Raw genomic sequence first — 26,864 nt, 5'->3', positions numbered from 1 at the left:
CGGGATCAATCGGCCCGTTCGCCGCCGTCAATTTCGCACGGAATGCATCGAGCCCTAAACAGGCAAGATCTTGCTAAGTCATCGCAAAGTGTCAAAATTTACTTAGCAGTAAGATAATATCGCTAAATAAGGACCATGCCGACCATTGACGCTTGTCGCATTATTGCGACCCTCCGACCCGGAATGCCCGCTTCAGAAGCGGCTATTTGTCTAGCGAAAGCCGGCTTGCCAGCATCGGCCAATGACAGTTGGGCGGTTCGCGTGAGTTCCGATCGGAAAATGATTGATATTATCGACATACGCGCGAGCTTTGCCGCCGAGGTCGCGGTTCATGGCGTTAATATTGGCATGTCAATAAAAGCACTTAGCCAGCACCCACTCGGCCGCCGCTTAATCCCCGGCCTGCGATCTGCAACTGAAGTCACCGGCTCTTACTTGGTCGATGCGAATTCTGGGTGGGAGATGATTGTCGAGGCTGATGCTCGACGTGGCGTGTATCACATCATCCTCGAACGGTTGGGCCTTTTTCAAGAGCGTATGCCAGCGGGGTACGCCGACATGGAGAACTTAGCGGCGAAGCAAGACCGTGATAAGGCCGAGGCAATCGCTAGTGCTGGCCGACGATCTGCCGAGCGCGAAAGGTTGCGCAGTGTGCATGAATATTTGCGCAATCTCACCGATCCCGATGAATTGCTAGATTATTGGTCTCGGCATGATCGCGTCTGGGGCGATGGCGGTCCTGACCTGTCACGTTATGCTGAATGGTTGCGCGCTGGAGATCCCTTGCGATGGCATTCAGTTGTAACGTCTTGGAACTGGGATAACGGGTTAATACCACTACGATGGATTGCAAGCCGTCCGAACTGCGACGCTGCAACTGCGCTGACGATCTTTTACAATGGCGAGCCCGCCGACCAACTGGTCGATAGCGAAGAAGGTCAGCTTATAGCCGCTATCCGAGAACGCTGGAGCAACGCTGGCTTTCTAGTTTCGGGAATTCGCTTCGATACGCCCTCCTGGGTTGCTCGCATCACCGACATGGACCGTATACCGCCCGCTATGCGACTATCGATCCCCGGGAGAATGGCTGAGACCGAAACCCTGGACGAGGGCTTTCCCCTATTTTTACGTACTTAGCTGCGTCATCCTGAGGGAATATCAATCAATCTTTTAGTTGGACAACCGCAAGACCCATTACCAGCAATCTCAGTGTCCTACTCCCCCCGGAAATTTCCCGCCCGCCGCTCCGCCACCGCCCGCACCCCTTCGGCAAAGTCCGCGGTCTTCTGCAACCAGGCCTGCTCCGCCAGCTCATGATCCGTCTGCGCCTCGACCAGCGCGCGCAAATCCCCCCGCATCGTCGCCCGCGTCGAACCCACCGCCAGCGGTGCCCCTGCCGCGATCTCGTGCGCCAGCGCCAGCGCCGCCTCATACGGATCGTCGGCCAGCACATCCGCCAGCCCCCAGTCGAACGCCTGTTCGGCGCGGATACGTCGCGCGGTCAGCGCCATCAGCAGCGCGCGCTGGCGGCCGATCACGCGTTCCAGCACCGCGGAGATGCCGAAGCCGGGATGGAACCCCAGCGCCACGAAATTGGCGACGAACTTCGCGTCCGGTCCGGCCACGCGGAAATCGGCGACGAGCGACAGGCCCAGCCCCGCGCCGACCGCGGCCCCCTGCACCGCCGCGACGACAGGCGTCTTCACCCCGAACAGCTTCGCCGCAGCGATGTAGAAGGGGTTGCGCGCGCCGGGGGCCAGGTCCTTCGCGACGGGGTTGGCGTTGACCAGATCGGCACCGGCGCAGAACGTCCGCCCCCCGGACGCCAGCACGATCGCGCGGACTTGGCGGTCCGTGTCCGCTTCGTCGAACGCCGCGCCGATGGCTTCGATCATCGCGAGGTCGGCGAAATTGTAGGGCGGGCGGGTGAAGCGGATGATGGCGACATGGCCGTCGCGCGTGGTGGTGACGCCGGTTTCGTTTGCCATCTAGTCTGCCGTTCGTCCTGAGCCCGTCGAAGGACGTATCCCGTGGCATGTGCTTCGACAAGCTCGGCACGAACGGTGGGGGGAGGGTGCGGTCACGCTGCCCTCCCCCCTCGTCACCCCGGGCTCGACCCGGGGTCCCGCTTCTCACTTCTCGGCCGAAGAAGCGGGGCCCCGTGTCAAGCCCGGGGTGACGGCAAGGGTGCTTGACGACTGCCCGAACTGCCACGCCGGACTTTCAAACCTGGTCGGTGCCGCTTAGGGAGTAGCCCATACCCATCCAACGAAAGACCCAGCCCATGCGCGAAGCCGCGATCGTCTCCACCGCCCGGACCGCGATCGGCAAGGCGTATCGCGGCGCGTTCAACGCGACCGAGGCGCCGGTGCTGGCGGGGCATGTCATGAACGCGGCGGTGGAACGCGCCGGGATCGACCCCGCGCGGATCGACGACGTGTTCTGGGGCGTCGGCAACCAATGGGGGACGCAAGGGGGCAATGCCGGGCGGATGGCGATCTTCGCCGGCGGCCTGCCCGACAGCGTCCCCGCCTTCACGCTCGATCGCAAATGCGGCTCCGGCCTGACCGCGGTCGCGCTCGCCGCACGGTCGATCATCGCGGGGGATATCGACGTCGCGCTGGCGGGCGGGATGGAGTCGATCAGCCTCACCGTCACCAAGGACGCGCCGCGCACCATCAACACAAGCGTCACCGACAGGGTCGCCGCCGCGTATATCCCGATGATCGAGACCGCGGAGATCGTCGCGGATCGCTACGGCATCAGCCGCGCGCGCCAGGACGACTATGCCGCGCAGAGCCAGCAGCGCGCCGCGGCGGGCGTCGAGGCGGGGGCGTTCGTCGAGGAGATCGCGCCCATCACGGTCGAAAAGGCGCTGTTCGACAAGCAGGGCAACCGGACGGGCACCGAGACGGTGACGATCGCGCAGGACGAGGGCATCCGCGCCGGGACGACGGTGGAGGCACTGGCGGGGCTCAAGACCGTATGGGCCGGCGGCGACTTCACCGGCCCCGGCAGCAACGTCACCGCGGGCAATGCGAGCCAATTGTCCGACGGTGCGTCCGCGCAGATCCTGATGGAGCGCGCGACCGCGCATGCCGAGGGCAAGGAAGTGCTGGGCCTCTATCGCGGCTTCCAGGCGGCGGGCTGCGCGCCGGACGAAATGGGGATCGGCCCCATCTTCGCGATCCCCAAGCTGCTCGACCGGGCGGGGCTGTCGGTCGGCGATATCGGGCTGTGGGAGCTGAACGAGGCGTTCGCGTCGCAATGCCTGTATTGCCGCGACCATCTCGGCATCGATCCGGCCAAGTACAACGTCAACGGCGGCGCGATCGCGGTCGGGCATCCGTTCGGGATGACCGGGTCGCGGCTGCTGGGGCATGCGCTGATCGAGGGGCGCAAACGGGGCGTGCGCTATGTCGTCGTGTCGATGTGCACCGCGGGCGGGATGGGCGCGGCGGGGTTGTTCGAGATCGTTTGACGTTTTGTGTTCCTGCGTTCGCAGGAGAACGAGATTATGCGCGGCGCCCGATCCGCACGCCGGTGATGCTCGCCACCAGCGTCTCGACCTGCGCCGCCAGGAAACCCGCGGCGACGAACGCCTCGATCTCGCGCATCGGCAGCGCGAAGCCGTGGTGCCAGGCATGGACCGCCAGCCGCCGCAGCGCCTCGAGCCGATCGTCCGCCAGCCGCGACCGCGCGCCGCGTCCGAACAACCCGCCCATCGCACGCGACACGCGGCCGGGCTGCGACAGGCTGCGCAGCGGATCGCGCTTGGCGAGCGCGATCACGCTCCATTCCAGTGCGGTGAATCCGGGCAGCCCGGCGACCGCCTCGGCGATGGGCGCGGGGCAGGTCGCGCCGACCGGGCTGGCGAAGGCGTTGTCGAGATCGAGATAGGCCATGATCGAACACCCCTTTTGGCGAGCGACGTCGGCCGATCACCGCGCGCAACCGGGGTCGCGCGCGCCGTTCCACCGGCATTGATGTTTAACAGTGCAACGGCGAAAACCCGTCGCGACCCGAAGACGGATCGTAGGAACGCCCGTCTTCGATACCAGGCGGTATATAAAAGCTGACGGATCGTCGTCAACCGCTTTCTTTACCGTTCGGTAGAATTAATTTTCTGAGCGGTCGGCCAGATCGACAGACTGGTCTCCACCAATTGCTCCAGCTGCCCGACCGATGCGCCCGACCCCGCCTGTATCGCCAGCCCCTGCATCAACGCGAGGAGATAGCGGACGAGCGCGGCGGGGGTCATGCCGTCGGGCAGTTCGCCTGCGGCCTGCGCGCGTTCGAACCGGGCGACCATCGCGGCCTCCGAAGAGGCACGCCGCGCGATCACCGCATCCTTGATGGATTCCGTTTCGCCACCGCATGCCATGGTGCTGATGACGCTGAGGCAGCCTTTGGGGTTGCAGCTGGACGCGTGCATCTCGAGGCCGCCGCGCAACAGCCGCTCGGCGACCCCACGCGCGGTCGGGGCGTCGAGTGCGGTCTTCATATACGCCAGCTTCTCGCGCTCGTAGAGATCGAGCGCCTTGCCGAACAACGCTTCCTTATTGCCGAACGCGGCATACAGGCTGGGCTTCGTAATCCCCATCGCAGCGGTCAATTCCGCCATCGACGCCGCTTCGTACCCATTGGTCCAGAACACGCGCAGCGCCGCGGTCAACGCCTCGTCGAAATCGAACTCGCGCGGACGACCCTTGGCGGGTGCCTGGGAACAGCAGAGTTTCATACCAAACGGTATATAGTGCAGCCGTCATCCGAGTCCAGCGAGACGTTGGCCAGTCGATCAGCCGGGGTGCGTACGTCGCCGATAGACCAGCATATGCCCGCCCTCGCGCGGCGCGATCTGCACCAGCCGATAATCGCGGGCAAGCGCGGCGCGCATCACCGTCAGGCTCCGCACATTCCAGTCGGCAAGCGGGTGATCCAGCGTCACGACGACGGGCGGCGCGGCAGTCATGATCCGCGCGACCTCGCCCGCCTCGTCGATCCCCGTCGCGCCCTGTTCGGGGGCATAGGCCAGCGTCGAGGGGAAGGCATAGGCCGTCGGCAGGCAGGCCTGCGCCAGATGGTACAGGATCGAATCGCCCGCGAAGACATAGGGGCAGCGACCATGATCGTTCGCCGCCATCGTCCGCGCGACCGCATGGATCGCGGCGCGGTCGTCGGTACGCAGCGCAAGCTTCACCGCGAACACCGCACATCCCGCTGCCAGCGCGACGATCATCGCGCGCCGGTACCGGCTGAAGGTCGGTGCCGCCGCCACGCACAGCGGGGCGGCGAGCGGCAGCGCGTAATGATCGAAGAACGCGCCGATCATCGCGTACCCCACCAGCGCCGCCGCCAGCCAGCCGAACGCGATCCCGCGCACGCCCCCGCGTGGCCCGGCGTACAGCGCCACGCCCGCTGCAATGGCGAGCGGCGACAATTGCGCCCAGGTACCGAGCAGCCGCATCGCGATCTTGCTGGCCGGATAGCCATGGCGCAGCAGGATGGACGAGAAGTTCGCAAACCAGAAGGCGGCGAAGACGGCGGGCCCCTTCGCCCAGTAGATCGCAACGACCAGCGCGGTCGGCGCGAGGCCCAGTACGATCCATGCCATCGCCGCTGCGCCCGTAACCCGCCAGCGCGCGCGGGCGCGGCGCAAGTAGACCAGATGGACGACGCCGAAATACGCCCCCTCCACCGCCGGGGTGTATTTGGTCTGGATCGCCAGCCCGGCGAGCAGACACACAATAGCGCCGTTGCCGACGATCGCCCCGACCCGCCGCTCGCCCGCAAGTTCCGGCAGCCGCAGCGACAACAAAGCCGAGAGCGTCACGAACAGGTCGTAGAAGACCGGCGACTGGCCGGCCCGGCCGCTCAGCAGCGGCAGCCAGACCAGATAGGCCGCACCCGCCGCCAGCGCCGCGCCGCGCGATCCGCCGACCTTGCGCGCCATCCGCTCGACGACCCACGCCGTTGCCGCCGCGAACAACAGCGCGACGAGCTGGTACGCGACGATGCCGTTGCCGGGAAGCAAGCGGATCGCGGCATAGATCGCGAACAGCCCGATCGGCTTGCGGTCCCAGATGTCGACATAGGGCAGCGCGCCGCGGAGCATCCGGTCGCCGACGAGCAGATAATATTGTTCGTCGACATGGACGATCGGGTTGCCGACGTCCCAGACCCGCGTCGCTACGGCCAACGCGAGGAGGATCAGCGGCACCCGGCCGCGCTGCCATGGCGACATTCGCTCGCGCATCCGGTCCCGCCTTACCCTCGCCTCGTCGCAATCGCTTCGTCGAACGCCGTCGCACGGTGGTGAAGCGGGTGCCACGACGAATGTCCCGGTGCGGAATCGGTCGCACCGCATCGTCCATGCAATGTGAGCGATGCGTGACGCATCGCGAAGGGCTGTCATGAACGATCCGCTGCGCACCGCCTTCGACCGGACCCGCCGTCTGCTGGCCGATCCGCTGGTCGCCCGCATCGGCGGTCGGGCGATCTCCGTCGCGGTGCTCGGCGGTGCGTTGTTCGAACTTCACATGATGGATTGGCACGCGATCGCCGCGATGGTGCCGCATGCGCCAATATTCTGGGCGGTGTTCGCGGTCATGTACATGACGCCGGTCGTCGCCGACTGGTCGATCTACAGCCGGATCTGGCGGATGCCGGTGTCCGGGATGCAGCATCTGCTTCGCAAGACGATCGGCAACGAACTGGTGTTCGGCTATATCGGCGAGGCGTATCTGTACACCTGGGCGAGGCGGTCGGGCGAGGTCGGTGCCGACGCGTTCCGGGCGGTGCGCGATGTCGCGATCCTGTCGTCCGCGGTCGGCAGCATAGTGACGCTGGCCGCGGCGCTGGCGGTGGTGCCCGTCGCGGGCAAGCTGCACCTCGCCATCCCTTATTGGGCGATACTGCCGTCGATCGCGGTCATCCTTGCCCCGCCGATCTTCGCCCTGGTGTTCGGCAAGCGATTGTTCAGCCTGCCGCAGGCGGTGCTGGCGCGGATCGTAACGATCCATGGCATTCGCGCCGCGCTGACCGTGCTGCTGACCGCGGTGCTCTGGCATATCGCGCTACCCGATATCGCCGTCGTCTACTGGCTCGCCTTCGCCGCGCTGAAGCTCGTCCTGTCGCGGCTGCCGCTGATCTCGAACCGCGAGCTGGTCTTCGCCGGCACCACCGCGGCGCTGCTGGGTCGCGGATCGGACGTGGCGCAACTGATGACGATGATGGCGGCGCTCGTGGCGGCGACGCACGTGCTCGCCGGGATCGGCCTGTCGATCGGCGACGCGATCGAGGCTGCCACCAGGCGCACGCGTGGCGTGCTCAGCCCCAGCGCGGCCTGATCGCGTAACGGGCCAAAGCGCAGCCTGATCGGCGCAATCTGTCCAGGCGCGCGCCGATCCGCGCAGCCGGCAAGATGATTAAAAAATTGTCACCTTCGGGTGCGGGTCCGCGGGCCCGGTATCGTCCTGCATGTGACGGGGAAGTCGCGGCATCGGAAACGGTGTAGCGGGCGGGGACACTGCATGCTGTTTGATTTCGAGACGCGTAGCGCCGATCCGTTCGGCAACGATATCCGGGCCTCCGGCTGGACACGCCCCGCGATATTCGACCGGGGCACGCCCGACTGGAGCGTCGTCGTCCCCTTTTTCAACGAACGCGGATTGTTGCCGCTGACGCTGGAAAGCCTGGCCGCGCAGCGGGTGCGCGCGCGGTTCATCCTTGTGGACAACGGCTCGACCGACGGTAGCGCGGGCGTCGCCACCGCGACCTGCCGCCGCCTTGGTCTCGATTTCGTCGTCGTTACCGAGGCTCGCCCGGGCAAGGTCGCCGCGCTCGCCGCCGGCCTGCGCCTCGTCCGTACGATCTACGTCGCGACCTGCGATGCGGACACCTGGTATCCGGCCGATTATCTGGTGAATGCAAGCCGCGTACTCGCCGAGGGTCATGTCGTCGTCGGTGCTTATTTCGTGCAACCCGGCGCAAGCGCGGACGCGCATGAGAAGGCAGGTCGCCGGATCGTGAAGGCCGCCGCGCTGCTGCGCGGGCAATGTCATGCCGGCGGCGCGGGCCAGGCGTTTCGCACCGACGTGCTGCGCCGCGCAGGCGGGTTCGACGCCGCGCGCTGGTCCTATGTGCTGGAGGATCACGAGATCGTCCACCAAGTGCTGAAACACGGCACGATGGGCTATGCGACCGACCTGTGGTGCGTGCCTTCGGTGCGCGACCGGGATCGCCCGTCGATCCGCTGGACGCTGGCCGAACGGCTGCTCTACGCCGCCCTCGCGCCGGTTGCGGGGGACTGGTTCTTCTACCGCTTCCTCAGCCGCCGGCTTGACGCGCGTTGCCTGTCGAGCCAGTCGATCCGCGAACGCCGGTTCCACGTTCCGGAACGCGCTGGTCCGGAAAGGACGATCGGTGCCGCGGCTTATCCTGTGTGCGGATGATTTCGCCTTTTCGACCGACACCAGCCACGTCATCGCCGAACTTGCCGCCGACCGCCGGCTGACCGCAACCGGTTGCATGGCGGTCCTGCCCAACTGGACCAGCGACGCCCGGCTGCTCGACACCGCGCCCGACACGCTTGAGGTCGGGCTGCACCTCGTGCTGACCCTGGAAGCGCCGGCCACCGCCGCGCCGACCCTCGCGCCGACAGGCATCCTGCCTACCGTCGATCACCTGCAACGCGCCGCCGCACGCGGTACGCTGCCGCTCGCGGAGATCGCAGCCGAGATCGCCGCGCAGTTCGACCGGTTCGAATCGGCCCGCGGCCGGGCCCCCGCCTTCGTCGACGGCCACCAGCATGCGCATGCGCTGAAGGGCGTGCGCGAGATCGTGCTGGACGCGATCGCTCGCCGCGCCCCCCGCGCCTGGGTACGGACCTGCGCCGACACGCCCGCGGCACTGCTCGCCCGCCCGTTCCGCGGCAAGGCGCTGGCCAGCGCGGTGCATTCGCTGGGCCTGCGCCGCGCCGCCGCCGCGCGGGGCATTGCCTGCAACGACGGTTTTGCGGGCCATTACGATTTCGCGCGCGATTACGACACGATCTTCCCGGCATTCCTCCATCGACCCGGCGAGCGCCATCTGGTGATGTGCCACCCGGGCACCGGGGCCCGTGCGGGCGATGCGATCGCGGCGGCGCGCGTGCGCGAAGCGACGGCATTGCGCCGCCTCCCGATCGCCGCCATGGCTGGGGCAAACGGCCTGGCCTTTCCCGGCTGATTCCCGGGGTCGAGAGATTCGCATGACCGAAAGCGGGCTGAAGGCCGTCTTCCTGGAAATGCGCCCGCAATTGCTCCGCCTGCTCGTCGCGCGACTGGGCGACCGCGACGAGGCGGAGGATGCGCTGCAGGACATGTGGTTCCGCATCGACCAGCTGGTGGTCGCAGGGCCGATCGGCCAGCCCAGTGCCTTCCTCTACCGGATCGCGACCAATATCGCGACCGACCGTCGCATTTCGGGACAGCGTCGGATGGCGCGCGACACCGGCTGGGTGGACGTTCAGGTCGCGGCGGAGGATTTGCCCGATGCCGAACGCGTATTGATGGGCCGGGAAAAGCTCGCCGCGGTCGAGGCGGTGATCGCCGAGATGCCCGAACGGATGCGATCCGCGCTGCGCCTGTTCCGGTTCGAGGAACGGCCGCAACGCGACATCGCCGCCGAACTGGGCATCACCGTCAGCGGTGTCGAGAAGCTGCTGCGGCGAGCGTACAAACAAATTTCGGATGCGACCGCGGATTTCGATGCGGGTGCCGCCGATCGGAATCGTCTTGTGGGTGAAAGGGGTCCGTCCACGTGACAGACATCACATTAAACGCGCCCATGTCCGGGCCGATCGCCGACCACATCATGGCGCAGGCGATCGACTGGCATATCCGTTCAGGCGAGATGGGCGAGGCCGAATGGGTCGCCTTCGTCGATTGGCTCGAGGCCGATCCGGCGAACGCGCGCGCCTATGACCGTGTCGCGGCGGACGACCGTGCGATGCCCGCCATCGCCGCGCCGCTGGCACCGCCGGCTGCACGTCCGCTGCTGCCGCGCCGCTGGGCATTCGGCGTCGGCGGCACCGCGATCGCGGCTGGCCTGGTCGCCTTGCTCGTGCCCGCGATGCTGCCCCGGGCGGCCATGCCCTATTCGGTCGTGACCCGCCCCGGCGAACAGCGGACGATCGCGCTCGCCGACGGTACGCGCATCGATCTGGACGGGGCGACTCGCCTGGACCTCGACAGGACCAAGCCGCGCAGCGTCAGCCTGGCCGCGGGCGAGGCGGTGTTCCACGTCCGCCATGACGCCGCCGATCCGTTCACCGTACGCTCGGGTGCTTTGACTTTGCGTGATATCGGCACCGTCTTCGACGTGACGCGGGCGGGCAAGCGGCTCGACATCGCGGTCGCCGAAGGATCGGTGATGTTCCAGCCGGGTCGCGACGCGCTGACGCTTGTTGCGGGCAGGCGTCTGTCCGCCGACGAAGGTCTGGGCAGCGTAACCTTGGCTGCCGTCGAACCGGCTGCGGTCGGCGGCTGGCGTGACGGACGCATGGCGTTTGCCGGCGAACCGCTGTCGAGCGTCTTCGCCGCGATAGGGCGTCGTTATGCAACGGATGTCCGCCTCGCACCGGGCTTGTCCGACCGTCCCTTTACCGGCATGATCGCGCTGTCTGGGGGGGCGGGTCGCGACATACCGCATCTCGCTGCATTGATCGGGGCGACGTGGCGGCGTGACGGTGAGCGATGGATCATCACGCCGGGGGCGGCACCGACGAACTGATCCGACGGGGGCCGGACGCCCCCGCGGCCTGGTCGCGGTTCTCGCGACCGTAATCCTCGCCGCCTCCGCCAACGCCGCCGCAGCCCCCGCCGCGCGCATCGCCATCCCGGCGACGACGCTGGACGTCGCGCTGACCACGCTCGCCCGGCAGAGCGGGCAGGACATCATCAGCACCGAGCCCGCGCTACGTGCGGTGCGCACTCGCGCGCTGTCGGGCGATGTCCCGGTCGCAGCGGCGCTGGCCCGGCTGCTCGGTGGCAGCGGCTATCACGCGGTGGCGATCGATTCGCGCAGCTGGCGCATCGTTCGCGACGCCGCCGTCCGCCCTTCACTACCGTCCCCGCCGCCGCCCACCCGCCGCGCGGCAGCGCCGCCGCCCCCCGAAACCCCGAACGGCGATATTGTCGTCACCGCCAGCAAGCAGCATATCCCGCTGCTTCGCTATCCGGGCACCCTCACGACGATTTCGCCGAACGGATCGCCCGATATCCCGTCGTTGCCCGACATGACCGATGTCGCCCGCGCGACCCCGGTCCTGCAGAACACCGAATTCGGACCCGGTCGGAACAAGATCTTCATTCGCGGCATCGCCGACAGCAGCTTCGACGGGGCAACCCAATCGACCGCGAGCATCTATGTCGGCGACGTGCAACTGGGCTACGCCGGCGCGGACCCCAGCCTGAAACTGTACGACATGCAAGGCGTGCAGGTGATGGAGGGGCCGCAGGGCACGCTATACGGCTCCGGATCGATCGGCGGTATCGTCCGCCTGCTGCCCAACCCCGTCGCGCTGGACCGGGCCAGCGGGGCGGTGTCCGCCGGGGCGACGTTCACCGCGGGCGGTGGACCTGGCTACGACGTCGCCGGCATGGTCGACCTGCCCGTGATCGACGACCGGCTGGGCTTTCGCGCGGTCGCGTATGACGAGCGGCAGGGCGGCTATATCGACGACCCGGCACGCAGGCTTGATCATACCAACCGGATCGACACCCGGGGTGGACGACTGGCGGTGAAATATGATCCCGGCGGCGGCTGGATGATCGATGCGACCGGACTGATCCAGCGGATCGACGGCGCGGACGCACAATATGCCGAGGCCGGCAGCGGCCCGCTGGCACACCGGTCCTCCCTGCCGCAGCCGTTCCACAATCAGGTCGCGCTCGGCAGCCTGTCGATCCGCAAGACCTGGGCGAGCGGACTGGAATTGCTGTCGGCGACCGCGATGACCGACAATCATTCGGCCGAGATGTTCGACGCCACTGCATTGTCCCCGGCGCGCGGCGGGCCGGGCGGCGGGCGACCGGCGACCGCCTATGATGTCGATACCGCGAAGCGGTTGCTGACCGAGGAGATGCGGCTGTCGCGATCGCTGACCACGGGCAGTTCCTGGGTCGTCGGGTTCACGCTGCTCAGCAATACCGACGCCGAACAGCGCGCGCTGGGTATCGTCGGCGCGGTGCCGTCGATCGACGGCGTGACCAACGTCACCCAGAGCGGATCGGCGTTCGGCGAGGGGACGCTGGCGGTCACGCGCAACTTCGCGATCACGCTTGGCGCGCGTCTGACGATCGCACGAGTCGATGGCGAGCCCGATTTCAAGACCATCAACACCAATTTCGTGAAGGGTCGATCGACCCGGCGCGTCGATCCGACCGCCGGCTTTTCGTGGAAACTGACGTCCGGCCTCGCGCTCTATGGCCGGTTCCAGACGGGTTATCGCACCGGCGGGCTCGCGGTCGCGCGCGGCATCGGGCGGGTCGCGGATTTCGGTTCCGATTCGATCCGTGTCGGCGAGATCGGCGTGCGCAGATTGCGAAGCGGCGCGACCGGCGTGTCGCTGACCGCGGCGGTTTCCTATGCGCGCTGGACCGACATCCAGGCCGACCTCGTCAACCGCCGCGGACTGCCCTATACCGGCAATATCGGCGACGCGCGGATCACGGCGGTGGAGGGCACCGCCGACTGGGTCCCGATCGTCGGGCTGCGTGCGACCGCGGCGTTCCTGTATACGCAGAACAGCGTCACCGGCCCGCTCGCCGACCTGTCGAGCCCGGCGCATCGCCGCCTGCCGGACACGCCGCCGATCGCCGCGAAGATCGACGCCAGTTACGAATGGTCGATCGGCCGCGGCATGACCGCGATCATCGGCGGATCGGGAAATTATACGGGCCGATCCGTGATCGGCACCGGCGACCTGTTCGATGTCGACCAAGGCAAATATGCCGATTTCGCGGTCCGTGCCGGGCTGCGGCGCGGACGGATCGAGACGACGCTGTCGATCGACAACCTGACCAACGTCCGCGGCAACCGGTTCGCCTCGGGCAATCCCTTCGCCTTGTCCGCGCGCGACCTGACGACGCCGCTTCAGCCGTTCAACGTCCGGCTGGGAACGAATGTGCGGTTCTGAAGCGGTCGTGCAGGGCGCTTTCATGAAAGTCCACGACTCTCGCCCGATTGCCGTTTTACGCGCGCCGGTCGCGGTGCTGCTGACGCTCCTTGCGGCGATGCCGTTTCTTTTGACGACCATCCCGCCGCTGACGGACGTACCGGGGCACATGGGTGCGTTTGCTGTCCAGACCGCGGCGGCGGGCGACAGCGTATTGCGTTATTTCGCGTTTCACTGGACTCTGACGCTAAACCTAGCGAGTGAATTGATCGTACAGGCGGCGCATCCGCTTCTGGGCATCGTACCGCTGATATGGCTGCTCTGCGCGGCGACCCCCGCATTGACGGTGATCGGGATCTTATCCATCGCCCGCGTGACGAACCGGCGCGGTGCATATGCCTTGCCGTGGTCGCTCCTGTTCGTTTTCAACTCTTCGTTTCTCTGGGGCTTCCTCAATTTCGCACTGACGGCAGCGTTTGCCCTGATGGCGTTCGCCGCGTGGCTGGCGCTCGAGCGGAAACGGCGATTGCGCGGGATGTTGTTCCTGGCGGGAACACCCATGCTGCTCATCGGACACGGTGTTGCCGGCGTCGTGGCGATCGGGATGATCGCGGGGCATGCCGTATGGGAAGCTTCGTTGTATTCGCCACGCCGATGGAGTCCGGCGGGATTGCGAACCCTTGCCCCCCTGTGGCCGCCGCTACTCGCCGCGGTCGTCACCATAGCCATATGGAGGACATCGGGATCGTCCGACGGCGGTGCCACGCTGTGGCTCCTTAACCGCAAACTCGGTGCTGTCGTGAAGATGCTGCGGGATCAGGACAAGGCGCTGGACATAGGATCCGTCGTCTGCTGCGCCGTCGTCTGGATATTGGGCCAGCGGTGGGGTGCCCGCCTCAGCGGCGGGGCCGCCGGCGCGGTGATCCTTGTCGCGGCGATATTCGTTGCTACGCCGAGCTTGATCAGCGGAAGCGATGAAATCGATACGCGTCTCGCGCCCCTGGTTCCGATGCTGGCCTTTGCAATGCACGACTGGCGCGATGTCGGTCCGCATCGGCGACGATCGGTGCTTTTCGGCGGCTTTGCGCTTCTCGCATTGCGGTTCGGCGTGACGATCATCAGCTTCGCACAATATGATCAACGGTACAGCAGGGAGGTGACCGCACTGGACCATGTGCCGCACGGAGCCCGGGTCATCAACCTTGCTGAGGTCGATTGTCACGGCTGGCGATCGGCGCGGCTGGAGCATTTGGGCAATCTTGCCACCGTCTTTCGCGGCGCGTGGACCAATTCCCATTGGAGCATCGACGGCATCCAATTGCTCCGGGTCGATTACCGGCCATCGGCGGCCTATTACAACGACCCATCGCAAATGGTGTTTCCCGCACAATGCGTCGATCCGGTGGTGAAACCTTATGCGGGGTATCGCCCTGCCCAAACCGCATTAAATGCGGTTTCTTCATTGCCGCTCAACAAGGTGGATTATCTGTGGATCATCGGTACGCGTCTGCCGGCGAATTATCATGATGATCGCATCCGCCGCATATGGAACGACGACATAAGCGAGCTGTACATCGTAACGCATCGATGATCGCCATTCGGGTGTGCCTCGCGCGTCCCTGGGCAGCAGCAAACGACAGGAAGCAGCGGCCGGATACAGGCCACAACCGGAGCCAAGCATGAGACAGCCTCCTCACCCCCCACGCACCGCCGCCCGCCTGCTGGTCGACCAGTTCGTGATCCAGCGCGTCGATCGTGCCACGTGCGTACCGGGTGAAAGCTATCTGTCGGTCCTCGACGCGCTGACCGATACCGGAATCGATCTGTTGACCTGCCGCGCGGAGGGCGGGGCGGCGATGATGGCGGAGGCGTATGGCAAGCTGACCGGCCGGCCCGGTATCTGCTTCGTGACGCGCGGGCCGGGCGCGACCAATGCGATGCCCGGGCTGCACATCGCCGCGCAGGATTCGACGCCGATGATCCTGTTCGTCGGTCAGGTCGCGCGCGAGATGCGCGGGCGCGAGGCGTTCCAGGAGCTCGATTACCGCGCGATCTTCGGCACGGTCGCAAAATGGGTGGTCGAGATCGACCGCGCCGAGCGAATTCCCGAGCTGATCGCGCGCGCCTTCCGCATCGCGATGCAGGGTCGCCCCGGGCCGGTCGTCGTCGCGCTGCCCGAGGATATGCTGGACGATATCGCGACCGTCGCCGATGCGCCGTACGTCACGCCATCGCACCCCGCGGTGTCGGCGGACGACGCGAACGCCGTCGCGGCTATGATCGCGGAGGCCGAACGCCCGCTCGTCATCGTCGGCGGATCGCGCTGGACGCAAGCCGCCGCCGACGCGCTGGTCGCCTTTGCCGCGCGCCACGACATGCCGGTCGCGACCGCGTTCCGCCGCGCGCACCTGTTCTCCGCGACCGATCCGCATCATGCGGGCGACCTGGGGATCGGCCCCAATCCCGTGCTCGCCGCCGCGGTGCGCGAGGCGGATATGCTGATCCTGCTCGGCGGCCGGATGTCGGAGATCGCGTCGTCGGGCTACACGCTCATCGACGTGCCGACTCCTCGCCAGCGGCTGGTGCATGTCCATCCCGATCCGCTGGAACTCGGCCGCGTCTACCAGCCCGTGCTGGCGGTCGAGGCGACGCCGGGCGCGTTCCTCGCCGCGATTGCCGACATCCCCGCCGGACCGCCGCGTCCGCGCACCGCCGATCTCCACGCATCCTACCGCGCCTGGTCCGACACCACCGGCCCGCTACCGGGCGGCTTCGATTACGGCGCGGTGATGCTGTGGTTGCGCGACCGGCTGCCCGACGACGCCATCGTCTGCAACGGTGCTGGCAATTATGCCGGCTGGCTGCACCGCTACTACCGATTCCGCTGCTTCGGCACGCAGCTCGCGCCGACCAGCGGATCGATGGGGTACGGCATCCCCGCCGCGGTGATGGCGAAACGCCAGCATCCGGACCGCATCGTCGTCGCGCTGGCAGGCGACGGCGATTTCCTGATGAACGGACAGGAATTCGCGACCGCGGTGCACCACGGCATCCCCATCGTCGCGGTCGTGATCGACAACGGCATGTACGGCACGATCCGGATGCATCAGGAGCGGGCGTTCCCGGGGCGCATCGCCGCGACCGCGCTGACCAGCCCCGACTTTGCCGCACTGGCGCGCGCTTATGGCGGGCATGGCGAGACGGTGGTCGATACCGCCGATTTCGCCCCCGCGTTCGAGCGCGCGCTGGCGAGCGGCAGGCCGGCGATCGTGCATTGTCTGCTGGATCCCGAAGCGATCACGCCGACCGCGACGCTGTCGGCCCTGCGGGCGGCGGCGGAAGGGCGAGCTTAACCCACCGCCACCCCCGGCCTTGCGCCGGGGTCCATCGTGCCGCGAAACCAGAAGCGTGAGATATGCGGCGCGGTGGATGCCGGGACGAGCCGGGCATGACGAGGAAAGGACCTTGCCGCCCCCGCCCCGCTTCCGTTACCCCCGCCCCCATGACCGCGCCGCCGACCGACCCCGAAACCGCCGCAGCCGAACTCGCGATGCTCGCCGCGCAGATCGCCGAAGCGGACCAGCGCTATCACGATGATGATGATCCCGAACTCACCGACGCCGCCTATGACGCGCTCGTCCGCCGCAACCTAATGGTCGAGGCGGCATTCCCCGATCTCGTCCGCGCCGATTCCCCGGGCAGACGCGTCGGCGCGACACCCGCCGGGCCGCTCGCCAAGGTCGCACATGCCAGAGCGATGATGAGCCTCGACAATGCGTTCAGCGACGAAGAGGTCGAGGATTTCGTCGCCCGCGTCCGCCGCTTCCTGCGCCTGTCCGACGACGAACCCGTCGCGCTGACAGCGGAGGCGAAGATCGACGGGCTGTCCTGCTCGCTGCGCTACGAAGACGGCGCGCTCGTCCAGGCGCTGACCCGCGGCGACGGGCAGGTCGGCGAGGACGTGACCCCGAACGTCCGCACCATCGCCGATATCCCCCAGCACCTCCCCGCCGATGCGCCCGCGATCTTCGAGGTCCGCGGCGAGGTGTATATGGCGAAGGCCGATTTCGCGGCGCTCAACGCCCGCCTGCTCGCCGACGCAGACGACCCTGCCAAGGCGCGCCAGTTCGCCAATCCGCGCAACGCCGCCGCCGGATCGCTCCGCCAGAAGGACGCCGGCGTCACCGCGCAGCGTCCGCTCAAATTCTTCGCACATGGCTGGGGCGAGGTCAGTGCCATGCCCGCCGACACGCAATCCAGCCTGGTCGAGCTGCTCCGCCACTGGGGCTTCGCGATCGCCGACGGTTTCGCGCGCGCCCAGGGTGCAGTCGATGCGCTGGCGCAATACCGCGCGATCGAGGCGGTACGCGCGGACCTGCCGTTCGACATCGATGGCGTCGTCTACAAGGTCGACCGGCTCGACTGGCAGGCACGCCTCGGTCAGGTCGCGCGCGCGCCGCGCTGGGCGATCGCGCACAAATTCCCCGCCGAGCGCGCGGAAACCACGCTGGAGCGGATCGACATCCAGGTCGGCCGCACCGGCAAGCTGACCCCCGTCGCCCGCCTGAAACCCGTCACCGTCGGCGGCGTCGTCGTCACCAACGCGACGCTGCACAATGCCGACGAGATCGCACGGCTGAATGCCTGGCCCGGCGACCGTGTCGTCGTGCAGCGCGCAGGCGACGTCATTCCGCAGATCGCCGAGAATCTGTCGCTTGACGAGACCCGCGGCACCTGGCCCTTCCCCGACCGCTGCCCCGAATGCCGATCGCTGGCCGAGCGCGAGCTGGACGAGGTCGACTGGCGCTGTTCGGGCGGGCTGATCTGCCCCGCGCAGCGCGTCGAGCGGCTGATCCACTTCGCCTCCCGCCGCGCGTTCGACATCGCCGGGCTGGGGCTGAAGCGGGTGGAGGAATTCTTCCATGACGGCCTCATCGCCTCCCCCGCCGATATCTTCCGGCTGCGCGACCATCGCGAAACGCTGGTCGCGCGCGAGCGGCTCGCCGAGCTGTCGGTCGACAATCTGCTGACATCGATCGAGGACAAGCGCCGTATCCCGCTCGACCGTTTCCTGTTCGCGCTCGGCATCCGTCATGTCGGCGAAGTCCCCGCGCGCGACCTCGCCCGCCGCTATCGCAGCTTCGCCGCGTTCATGGCGATGATCGAGCAGGCGCTCGCGATCCGCGCGGACCAGGTGCCCGTCCCCGCCGAACCCGACCGCAAGTTCGCGCTCCGCCGCCAGCGCGCGATCGTGGCCGCGGTCGACACGCAGCAGATCGGCCCCGAAGTCGCCGGGGCGCTGCTCGATTTCTTCGCCGAGGATCACAACCGCGCGGTCGTCGCGGACCTGGCGGCCGAACTGACGATCCTCGACACCGTCCATGAAACCCGCGCGTCCGAAGTGTCGGGGATGACGATCGTGTTCACCGGCAGCCTGGAAACGCTGTCGCGCGACGAGGCGAAGGCGCAGGCCGAGTCGCTCGGCGCACGCGTGTCCGGCGCGGTCTCCGCCAAGACCGATCTCGTCGTCGCCGGACCGGGTGCGGGGTCGAAGCTGAAGAAAGCGGCGGACCTCGGCGTGCGCGTCATTACCGAGGCGCAGTGGCAGGCGATCATCGAGGCAGCCTGATCCCCATCGATGCGTTGCCATTTTGCAACGGCACATGAAGGAGTTGTCAGCGAACCCCCAAGCGACTCGCCAACGTCATCGATCCGAAATATTCCCGGTGCAGGGCAGCCTTCATCGAACACCGCCGCAACGGCGACGAACGAAGGCTCAACGGGGGAATATCATGCGTAACAACCTATTCTGGGGCGTGGCCGCGGTCGCGCTCATGGCACCGGCAATGGCGTCGGCACAGGAAACCACGGCGACGATTCGCGGGTCGGTCACCGCCAATGGCGCGCCGGTCGCCGGCGCGCAGGTAAAAATCACCAATGTCCCGTCAGGCACCATTTCGAATACCTCGACCGATGCGAGCGGCACCTTCAACGCGAGCGGCTTGCGCGCAGGCGGCCCTTATACGGTCGAAGTCACCAGCTCACAGGGTTCGACCCAGGTAACGGATATCTTCACGGTTGTCGGCCAGCCCTACGATCTGCCGGTCGATCTCGGTGCCGCGAGCGCCGCGGATATTGTGGTTACCGCTTCGTCTATCCGCGGCGCTGGTACGCAATCTGACGGACCGCAGACAGTGCTGAACCAGCGCGACGTTTCGAAGGTTGCTTCCGTGAACCGCGACATCCGCGATATCGAACGGCGCAGCCCATTCGCGACCTACGATCGCAGCAGCGGGGGCGGAAGTGCGGTTTCGTTCGCGGGCGTCAATCCCCGCTTCAACCGCTTCACGATCCAGGGCGCGCAGATCGGCGACAACTTCGGCCTGAATCCGGATGCCAGCCCCACGCGGCGTGGCCCGGTGCCGTTCGATGCCATCGATCAGGTTTCGGTCTCGATCGCTCCGTTCGACATCCGACAGAGCAACTTCCAGGGTGGTGTCATCGACACCACGTTGCTGTCGGGCACCAACAAATATCATGTCAACGGCTTCTATTCGCAGAGCACCGATGGCCTGCAAGGCAACCAGATCGGCTCGCTGCCGGTGGTTCTGCCGAAGTACAAAAGCGAAACATACGGCGTCACGGCGTCGGGTCCGATCATCAAGGACAAACTGTTCTTCATGGTTTCCTGGGAGCGCAATACCGATCCGCGTCCGCTTTCGCCCGGCGCGGTCAATCAGGTCCCCAACCTGACCGATGCACAGGTCGCTTCGGTTCAATCGATTTCGAAGAACGTCTATAATTACGATGCAGGCCAAATCCTCGCGGTCACAAACAATTTCGACGAAAAGATTGTCGGCAAGATCGACTGGAACATCACTGACGGTCAACGTTTCTCGTTGAGTTACATCAACTCGTTCGACTCGAACGACAATCTCAACAACTCGAGCGGATCGACGACATCGCCGGCAATCGGCCTGTCCTCGGACGCCTATAAGCTGACCGAGTTGCTCCGGGCAGGTATCGCGCAGTTGAATTCGGACTGGACCGACCGGTTCTCGACCGAGACGCGCTTCGTCTACAAATCCTATACCCGCGGTCAGGACCCTGAAATGGGCCGTGGATTCGCACAGTTCCGCGTGTGTACCGCGCCGACCAGCATTGTCAGCGGTACGGACACGGCGACCTCGTGCGGCACCGGCAACCCGGTCATCGCGCTTGGTCCGGACATCAGCCGTCAGACCAACGCATTGTTTACCGATACGTATGACGGCTCCTTCCTCATGCGCCTGAAAGCCGGCGATCACGATCTGAAGGGGTTGTTCGAATATGTGGAAAACCGCACGACAAACGCTTTTCTCCAGTACAGCGCCGGTTCCTATTATTTCGACTCGCTCGCGGATTTCCAAGCACGCAACGCCAGCCAGTTCGACTATCAGAACGCGCTGACGCTTGACCCCAACAGTACGACCTCGAATTTCAAATATGGCACCTACAGCTTCGGCTTGCAGGACGACTGGGCAATCACCCCGGAACTGCGCCTGACGTACGGGGTGCGCGAGGATCTTTATGGGTCGCAAAGCTCGGTCATCTTCAATCCAAATTTCTATAATCGCTATGGCTTTTCGAATACGCAGTCGTTCAAGGGGCTCGAAACAACTCAGCCGCGTATCAGCTTCAACTACAAGCCCACTCCGCGTCTGAGCGTGCGTGGCGGCGTGGGCGTGTTCAGCGGCGGCACCCCGGATATCTACTTCTCGAACTCCTACAGCAACAGCGGCTTCATCCAGAACCGCATCGCCTCCGTCATCCGCTCCACCGCGACGGCTGGCGCGACGACGGCCTGCACCGCCCCTTACACGGGAGCGAATGCGGCGGTGTGTACCGCGGCACTCAACGGGGTCACCGGGACCACGATCCCCGCCGCGGTCAACACGTTCCTGACGACCAATACGGCGTCGCTGCTCACGGCACCTACCGCGTCGGTTGTCCCGGGCTTTCGCATTCCGTCTCAGACGCGCGCAACCCTGTCGGTCGATTACCGGCTCTTCGGCGTCGACCTCGGTGCCGACTATGTTTTCTCCAAGGTCAATAACGGCGTGACTTTTACCGACCTGCGTTCCCGCGTCGTCGGTGTCCTGCCTGACGGTCGTCCGCGATACACCTTCGTGCCGACGCCGGGCGCGGTCGGGCAGACGGCCGATACCAACACCGACATCCAAATCGGCAACACGGACCGGGGTCGTAGTCACATCTTTACGGTGCGCGCCGACAAGACGTTCGATTGGGGCCTGTCGATCGGCGGCAGCTACACTTGGCAGGATGTGAAGGACGTCAGCAACGCTACATCATCGGTCGCGACATCGCTGTACAACGCCCAAGCGGCCATCGATCCGAATAATGCTGCCTACGGGATCAGCAGCAACGAGACGAAGTGGCAGTTCAAGTACAATGTCGGTTTCGATCATGCCTTCTTCCGGGATTATCGCACGATCTTCCAGCTGTTCGGCGAAACACGTGCGGGACAGCATTACAGCTATTCGATGCAGGACACATCCTCAGGTCGCTCGTCGGTATTCGGTACGACCGGCAACACCGACCATTATCTGTTGTATGTCCCGACCAGCATCAACGATCCGTTGGTCACCTATGCCGCGGGTGACACCACGACAGCAGCAGCGCTCGACAACCTGATCAACACGACGAACCTGAAGAATTACCGGGGAACGATCACGCCCAAGAATATCGCGCGTGCTCGCGCGAATACGCGGATCGACCTCCATCTCGAGCAGGAAATTCCGACGTTTCTCTACGGCTCAAGGATCTCGGTATTCGCCGATATCGAAAATCTTACCAACCTGCTGAACAAAAATTGGGGCGGCCAATATTATACCGGCTTCCCGTACACGTCGGCGGTCGTCAACGTGACCTGCGTCAGCGCGGCCGGCACGGCGCTGACCGGCGTCGTCGGTTCTGCGACGAACCCGGCGGGCGGGTGCGCGAAATACCAGTATAGCAGCTTCCGCGCGCCGACCGACACGGTCAACACGGCGCAATCGCTCTATCTCATTCGCATCGGCGCGCGTTTCAAATTCTAGTTCATTGATTACAATCTAACTCCGCAGCCGCCGCTTTTTTCGACTCCGAAAAAGCGGCGGTTTGCGGCCCCCCCACCCCCGCTTTGCGCCCGTCCGCCACCCGGTGTAGGGCAATCATGACGATGGCCACGCTTCCCGCCCAGCGGCATCCTGCTCCGCCGATCACGGCGCGCCCTTTCTTCGAGGACAAGAGCCGCGCCTTCTGGACGCTGCAGGCGGTCGGGTGGAGCGGGTATCTGGTACTGCGCGGTGCCTCGTCGGTGTCGAACCTGTCGCTCGAATCGATCATCCCCGTCATCATCGAGGCGATCGTCGGCTATTGCATCACGCTGCTGCTTTCCACGCTCTACGGCTATTATCGGGGGCTGCACCGGGTGTCGGGCATCCTCGCGACCGTCCTGACGCTCGCGGGGGCGACCTTGCTCTATGCGACGCTCGACGCGTTCACCTTTTCCTTCATCCGGACGACCGAGCCGGGCATCACGCTGACTCGCATGCTCGGCGCGGCCTATGTCGCTTTCACCGTATTGGCCGGGTGGTCGGCGCTGTATTTCGGGATCAACTTCTACCTGATCGTCGAGGACCAGATCGACCAGATGAAGGATCTGGAGACGCAGGCCAGCTCCGCGCAACTGGCGATGCTCCGCTATCAGTTGAACCCGCATTTCCTGTTCAACACGCTCAATTCCATCTCCACCCTGGTGCTGCTGAAGCAGACCGAGCGCGCGAACGCGATGCTGTCGCGGCTGGCGTCGTTCCTCCGCTACACGCTGGCCAACGAACCGACCGCGCACGTCACCATCCAGCAGGAGATGGAGACGCTGAAACTGTATCTCGAGATCGAGAAGATGCGGTTCGAGGACCGGCTGCGGCCGAAATTCGATATCGATCCGCGCGCCGAACGTGCCCGGCTGCCGTCGCTGCTGCTCCAGCCATTGGTCGAGAATGCGATCAAATATGCCGTCACCCCGCAGGAGGACGGCGCGGAAATCCGCGTCGCGGTGCAGTTGAGCGGAGAACGCGTGCAGATCGGCGTATCGGATACCGGCCCGGGCTTGAACGGCGTTCGCCAATCGCCGAGCCTTTCAACCGGCGTCGGGATCGCCAATATACGCGAAAGGCTGGTCCAGGCGTACGGCCCGGACCACCGTTTCGAGATACGCGCCATGCCGACCGGCGGGTTCGGGGTCGAGATCGAGATCCCCTATCAGCTCGAGGACGTGAACAGAGAGACCGCATGACCATTCGCACCATCCTCGTCGACGACGAACCGCTCGCGATCCAGGGCCTCGAACTGCGCCTCGCCGCGTTCGACGATGTCGAGATCATCGACAAATGCCAGAACGGCCGCGAGGCGATCCGCAGCATCAAGACGCACAAGCCCGATCTCGTCTTCCTCGACATCCAGATGCCGGGCTTCGACGGCTTCTCGGTCGTGCAGGGGCTGATGGAGGTCGAGCCGCCGCTGTTCGTCTTCGTGACGGCGTATGGCGACCATGCGCTGAAGGCGTTCGAGGCGGATGCGCTGGATTATCTGATGAAGCCGGTCGACGAATCGCGGCTGGCCGACACGGTCGAACGCGTCCGGCAGCGATTGTCCGAGAAGCGCGGCGTCGAGGAGGTCGAGAAGCTGCGCGAGGTGCTGGCCGATGTCGCGCCCGAGACGGCGGCGGAGATCGCGGCGGAGAAGAGCGAGGCCGGCGGCGATGCGGTGCAGGCGAACCGGTTCGAGAAGCTGATCAACATCAAGGATCGCGGCCAGATCTTCCGCGTCGATGTCGACACGATCGAACTGATCGAGGCGGCGGGCGATTACATGGTCATCAACACCGGCGACAATTCACTGGTGCTGCGCGAGACGATGAAGGATCTGGAGAAACGGCTGGATCCGCGCCGGTTCCAGCGGATCCACCGGTCGACGATCGTGAATCTGGACCTGGTCAAGCAGGTGAAGCCGCACACCAACGGCGAGTGCTTCCTGGTGCTGAACTCGGGCGCGAGCGTGAAGGTTTCGCGGTCGTATCGGGATGTGGTGGCGCGGTTCGTGCACTGAGGGGGCGGGCGATCATTACCCGCCGCCCCTTCCCCGTCATGCCGGGCTTGACCCGGTATCCATCGTGCAGCGCATTCTCACGCCGTTGATACGCGGCACGATGGACCCCGGCGCAAGGCCGGGGTGACGGAGGATAAGCGACCTACTTGAACGACCCGCTCGGGATCACACCGAACACCCGCGGATCGTTGTAGATGCCCGCCCGGTAGTTCGACGTGTCGATCACTTGCCGATCCGCACTGTCGGGTCGAGCACGGTCTCCGACAGCACGCCGTTCGCCGCCCCGACCTGCGCGCAGACGCCCTTGTCGTCGATCTCGGTGTGTAGCAGGCTCAGCCCACGCCGATGTGGAAATTGGGAATCGGGCGCGCGTCCAGTTCGGCCTCCGCGCCGTACCCCTTTGCCCTTGCTGGCGTTGGACAGCCCGCCGTTGCCGTTGGCGTCGTTGCCGTCGAGCTGGATATTGTCGACGACATAATAGAAGCCGGCGGCATTGAAGTGGATGCGGCCGTCCCAGAACGCGGTCTTCACGCCCGCTTCGTAGCTGGTGTTGGTCTCCGAATCGGCGGTCGTGTAGGCGGTGGCGAACACCGCCGAGCGGCCCGGGGCCGCGCGATCCTACCCGGCAGGCACGCGCCGCCCCTCGCCCAACCATGCTGCATCTGCTAACGGGCGCGGCGATGCTCAATCTGAACGCCATCACCGTGCGCCTCGGCGGGCGCGTCATCCTGGACGGCGCGACCGCGGCGTTGCCGCCGGGGTCGCGTGTCGGGCTGATCGGACGAAACGGCGCGGGCAAATCGACGATGGTGCGCGTGATCGCCGGGCTGCTGGAGCCAGACGACGGCTCCGCCGACATGCCGCGCGGTGCGAAGATCGGCTATATCGCGCAGGAAGCCCCGCACGGCGATGCGAGCCCGTTCGAGACCGTGCTGGCCGCGGATACCGAACGCGCCGCGCTGATGCTGGAAAGCGAGACGAGCGAGGATCCCGACCGGCTGGGCGATGTGTACGAGCGGCTGATCGCGATCGACGCCTATACCGCGCCCGCGCGCGCCGCGCAGATCCTGCTGGGGCTCGGCTTCGACGAGGACATGCAGGCGCGGTCGCTCGACAGCTTCTCGGGCGGGTGGAAGATGCGCGTGGCGCTCGCCGCGCTGCTCTTCTCGCAGCCCGACCTGCTGCTGCTCGACGAGCCCTCGAACCATCTCGATCTCGAAGCGGTGATGTGGCTCGAGGATTTCCTCAAAGGCTACAAGGCGACGATCGTGGTGGTCAGCCACGAACGTGATTTCCTGAACAACGTCGTCGATCACATCCTGCATCTGCAGGGCGGCAAGATCACGCTCTACCCCGGCGGGTACGACGCGTTCGAGCGGCAGCGCGCCGAACGGCTCGCGCAGATCGAGGCGGCGCGCGCCAACCAGGCGGTGCAGCGCGAGAAGCTGCAATCCTATATCGCCAAGAACTCCGCGCGTGCCTCCACCGCCAAGCAGGCGCAGAGCCGCCAGAAGATGCTGGCGAAGATGCAGCCGATCGCGGAGAGCTACAACGATCCGACGCTGTCGTTCGGCTTTCCCGACCCGACCGAGCTGCGCCCGCCGCTCATTACGCTCGACATGGCGGCGGTCGGTTATAGCGAGGTGCCGATCCTGAAGCGGCTGAACCTGCGGCTCGATCCCGACGACCGCATCGCGCTGCTGGGGCGCAACGGCAACGGCAAGACCACGCTCGCCCGCCTCCTCGCTGCGCAGCTCGCGCCGATGGAGGGCGACATGGCGGCGTCGGGCAAGATGAAGGTCGGGTATTTCACCCAGTATCAGGTCGAGGAACTCGACACCGACGACACCCCCGTCGAGCATATGGCGCATGCGATGAAGGGCGCCTCGCCCGCCGCCGTCCGTGGCCAGCTCGGCCGGTTCGGCTTTTCGGGCGACAAGGCGACGACCAAGGTCGGACGGCTGTCGGGCGGCGAACGCGCGCGGCTCGCACTCGCGCTGATCACCCGCGACGCGCCGCATCTGCTGATCCTGGATGAACCGACCAACCATCTCGACGTCGACGCGCGCGAGGCGCTGGTCCAGGCGCTGAACGCCTATACCGGCGCGGTGGTGCTGGTCAGCCACGACCGCCACATGCTGGAACTCACCGCCGACCGACTGGTCCTCGTCGACGACGGCACCGCGCGCGAATATGACGGCACGCTCGACGACTATATCGCGCTGATCCTGAAGGGCGACGGCGGCGGGAAGGGCGACGCGGCGTCGAAGGAAGCGCGCAAGGCGGACAGGAAAGCCGCCGCCGAAGCGCGCGAGAAGGACGCCTCACTCCGCAAGACGGTCCGTGAGCTGGAGGAACAGACCGCCAAGTTCACCAAGGAACGCGCCGCGATCGACCGCGCGATGTTCGATCCATCCAGCGCCGAACCCCGGTTCGCGCGGCTGTCGATGGGCGAACTCGGGCAGCGCCGCGCCGAGGTGCAGGCAAAGCTGGACGCGAGCGAAGCGAAATGGCTGGAAGCGAGCGAGGCACTGGAGACGGTCGGGGCTTGAGG

General features: G+C 66.0%; 20 protein-coding genes. 15 read left to right on the top strand and 5 right to left on the bottom strand.

Translation table 11 applies throughout. From position 1 onward, the window contains the following. The first annotated feature begins 135 nt into the window (after positions 1-135). Positions 136-1,137 (top strand): DUF4274 domain-containing protein, encoded by a 1,002-nt coding sequence (locus tag ACFE7D_RS02955; RefSeq protein ID WP_375393937.1) that lies wholly within the window; start codon positions 136-138, stop codon positions 1,135-1,137. Between the two features lie 77 nt (positions 1,138-1,214). Here the strand turns inward: ACFE7D_RS02955 and ACFE7D_RS02950 are convergent, their stop codons facing one another. Next, positions 1,215-1,988, bottom strand: coding sequence for an enoyl-CoA hydratase/isomerase family protein (locus ACFE7D_RS02950; protein WP_375393936.1), 774 nt, complete (start codon positions 1,986-1,988; stop codon positions 1,215-1,217). A gap of 296 nt (positions 1,989-2,284) precedes the next feature. On the opposite strand from ACFE7D_RS02950, the gene ACFE7D_RS02945 reads away from it, so the two are divergent. Beyond that, positions 2,285-3,481, top strand: a complete 1,197-nt coding sequence (locus ACFE7D_RS02945) for an acetyl-CoA C-acyltransferase (protein ID WP_375393935.1) — start codon at positions 2,285-2,287, stop codon at positions 3,479-3,481. 34 nt (positions 3,482-3,515) lie between these two features. Here the strand turns inward: ACFE7D_RS02945 and ACFE7D_RS02940 are convergent, their stop codons facing one another. The 3 genes from ACFE7D_RS02940 to ACFE7D_RS02930 form a co-directional block, all read right to left on the bottom strand. Further along, positions 3,516-3,905, bottom strand: coding sequence for a hypothetical protein (locus ACFE7D_RS02940; RefSeq protein WP_375393934.1), 390 nt, complete (start codon positions 3,903-3,905; stop codon positions 3,516-3,518). A 197-nt stretch (positions 3,906-4,102) separates the two neighbouring features. Further along, a complete protein-coding gene (locus tag ACFE7D_RS02935) occupies positions 4,103-4,741 on the bottom strand; it encodes a TetR/AcrR family transcriptional regulator (RefSeq protein WP_375393933.1) in 639 nt (212 codons plus the stop codon). 57 nt (positions 4,742-4,798) lie between these two features. Then, positions 4,799-6,256, bottom strand: coding sequence for an ArnT family glycosyltransferase (locus ACFE7D_RS02930; RefSeq protein ID WP_375393932.1), 1,458 nt, complete (start codon positions 6,254-6,256; stop codon positions 4,799-4,801). 157 nt (positions 6,257-6,413) lie between these two features. On the opposite strand from ACFE7D_RS02930, the gene ACFE7D_RS02925 reads away from it, so the two are divergent. From ACFE7D_RS02925 to ACFE7D_RS02870, 12 genes are all read left to right on the top strand, one after another. Further along, positions 6,414-7,349 carry a hypothetical protein gene (locus ACFE7D_RS02925; RefSeq protein WP_375393931.1) on the top strand — a complete coding sequence of 312 codons (936 nt, stop codon included), beginning with the start codon at positions 6,414-6,416 and terminating at the stop codon, positions 7,347-7,349. 183 nt (positions 7,350-7,532) lie between these two features. Then, entirely contained in the window at positions 7,533-8,453 is a 921-nt protein-coding gene (locus tag ACFE7D_RS02920) for a glycosyltransferase family 2 protein (protein ID WP_375393930.1), read from the top strand. Continuing rightward, positions 8,425-9,228, top strand: coding sequence for a ChbG/HpnK family deacetylase (locus ACFE7D_RS02915; RefSeq protein WP_375393929.1), 804 nt, complete (start codon positions 8,425-8,427; stop codon positions 9,226-9,228). Before ACFE7D_RS02920 ends, ACFE7D_RS02915 begins: the two co-directional genes overlap by 29 nt. Before the next feature lie 22 nt (positions 9,229-9,250). Then, positions 9,251-9,805 carry an RNA polymerase sigma factor gene (locus tag ACFE7D_RS02910; protein WP_375393928.1) on the top strand — a complete coding sequence of 185 codons (555 nt, stop codon included), beginning with the start codon at positions 9,251-9,253 and terminating at the stop codon, positions 9,803-9,805. 23 nt (positions 9,806-9,828) lie between these two features. After that, a complete protein-coding gene (locus ACFE7D_RS02905) occupies positions 9,829-10,773 on the top strand; it encodes a FecR domain-containing protein (RefSeq protein WP_375393927.1) in 945 nt (314 codons plus the stop codon). Then, complete coding sequence (locus ACFE7D_RS02900; RefSeq protein ID WP_375393926.1) at positions 10,730-13,180, top strand: TonB-dependent receptor domain-containing protein; 2,451 nt, start codon at positions 10,730-10,732, stop codon at positions 13,178-13,180. Before ACFE7D_RS02905 ends, ACFE7D_RS02900 begins: the two co-directional genes overlap by 44 nt. 22 nt (positions 13,181-13,202) lie before the next feature. Then, positions 13,203-14,750 (top strand): hypothetical protein, encoded by a 1,548-nt coding sequence (locus tag ACFE7D_RS02895; RefSeq protein WP_375393925.1) that lies wholly within the window; start codon positions 13,203-13,205, stop codon positions 14,748-14,750. A gap of 88 nt (positions 14,751-14,838) precedes the next feature. Continuing rightward, positions 14,839-16,512 carry a thiamine pyrophosphate-binding protein gene (locus tag ACFE7D_RS02890; RefSeq protein WP_375393924.1) on the top strand — a complete coding sequence of 558 codons (1,674 nt, stop codon included), beginning with the start codon at positions 14,839-14,841 and terminating at the stop codon, positions 16,510-16,512. Between the two features lie 149 nt (positions 16,513-16,661). Beyond that, complete coding sequence (ligA, locus tag ACFE7D_RS02885; RefSeq protein WP_375393923.1) at positions 16,662-18,788, top strand: NAD-dependent DNA ligase LigA; 2,127 nt, start codon at positions 16,662-16,664, stop codon at positions 18,786-18,788. 22 nt (positions 18,789-18,810) lie between these two features. Then, positions 18,811-22,257, top strand: coding sequence for a carboxypeptidase regulatory-like domain-containing protein (locus ACFE7D_RS02880; RefSeq protein WP_375393922.1), 3,447 nt, complete (start codon positions 18,811-18,813; stop codon positions 22,255-22,257). 122 nt (positions 22,258-22,379) lie between these two features. Next, a complete protein-coding gene (locus ACFE7D_RS02875) occupies positions 22,380-23,498 on the top strand; it encodes a sensor histidine kinase (RefSeq protein ID WP_375393921.1) in 1,119 nt (372 codons plus the stop codon). Next, positions 23,495-24,310 carry a LytR/AlgR family response regulator transcription factor gene (locus tag ACFE7D_RS02870; RefSeq protein ID WP_375393920.1) on the top strand — a complete coding sequence of 272 codons (816 nt, stop codon included), beginning with the start codon at positions 23,495-23,497 and terminating at the stop codon, positions 24,308-24,310. The genes ACFE7D_RS02875 and ACFE7D_RS02870 overlap by 4 nt, the downstream gene beginning before the upstream one ends. Before the next feature lie 222 nt (positions 24,311-24,532). Here the strand turns inward: ACFE7D_RS02870 and ACFE7D_RS02865 are convergent, their stop codons facing one another. Continuing rightward, a complete protein-coding gene (locus tag ACFE7D_RS02865) occupies positions 24,533-24,901 on the bottom strand; it encodes a TonB-dependent receptor domain-containing protein (protein WP_375393919.1) in 369 nt (122 codons plus the stop codon). Positions 24,902-24,990: 89 nt separating this feature from the next. On the opposite strand from ACFE7D_RS02865, the gene ACFE7D_RS02860 reads away from it, so the two are divergent. Continuing rightward, positions 24,991-26,862 carry an ABC-F family ATP-binding cassette domain-containing protein gene (locus ACFE7D_RS02860; protein WP_375393945.1) on the top strand — a complete coding sequence of 624 codons (1,872 nt, stop codon included), beginning with the start codon at positions 24,991-24,993 and terminating at the stop codon, positions 26,860-26,862. Positions 26,863-26,864: the final 2 nt, after the last annotated feature.

Source organism: uncultured Sphingomonas sp., assembly GCF_964244235.1.
Classification (GTDB): Bacteria; Pseudomonadota; Alphaproteobacteria; order Sphingomonadales; family Sphingomonadaceae; genus Sphingomonas.
Note: the sequence above shows the minus strand (reverse complement) of the source record. Positions and strands in the feature narration are given on the sequence as shown.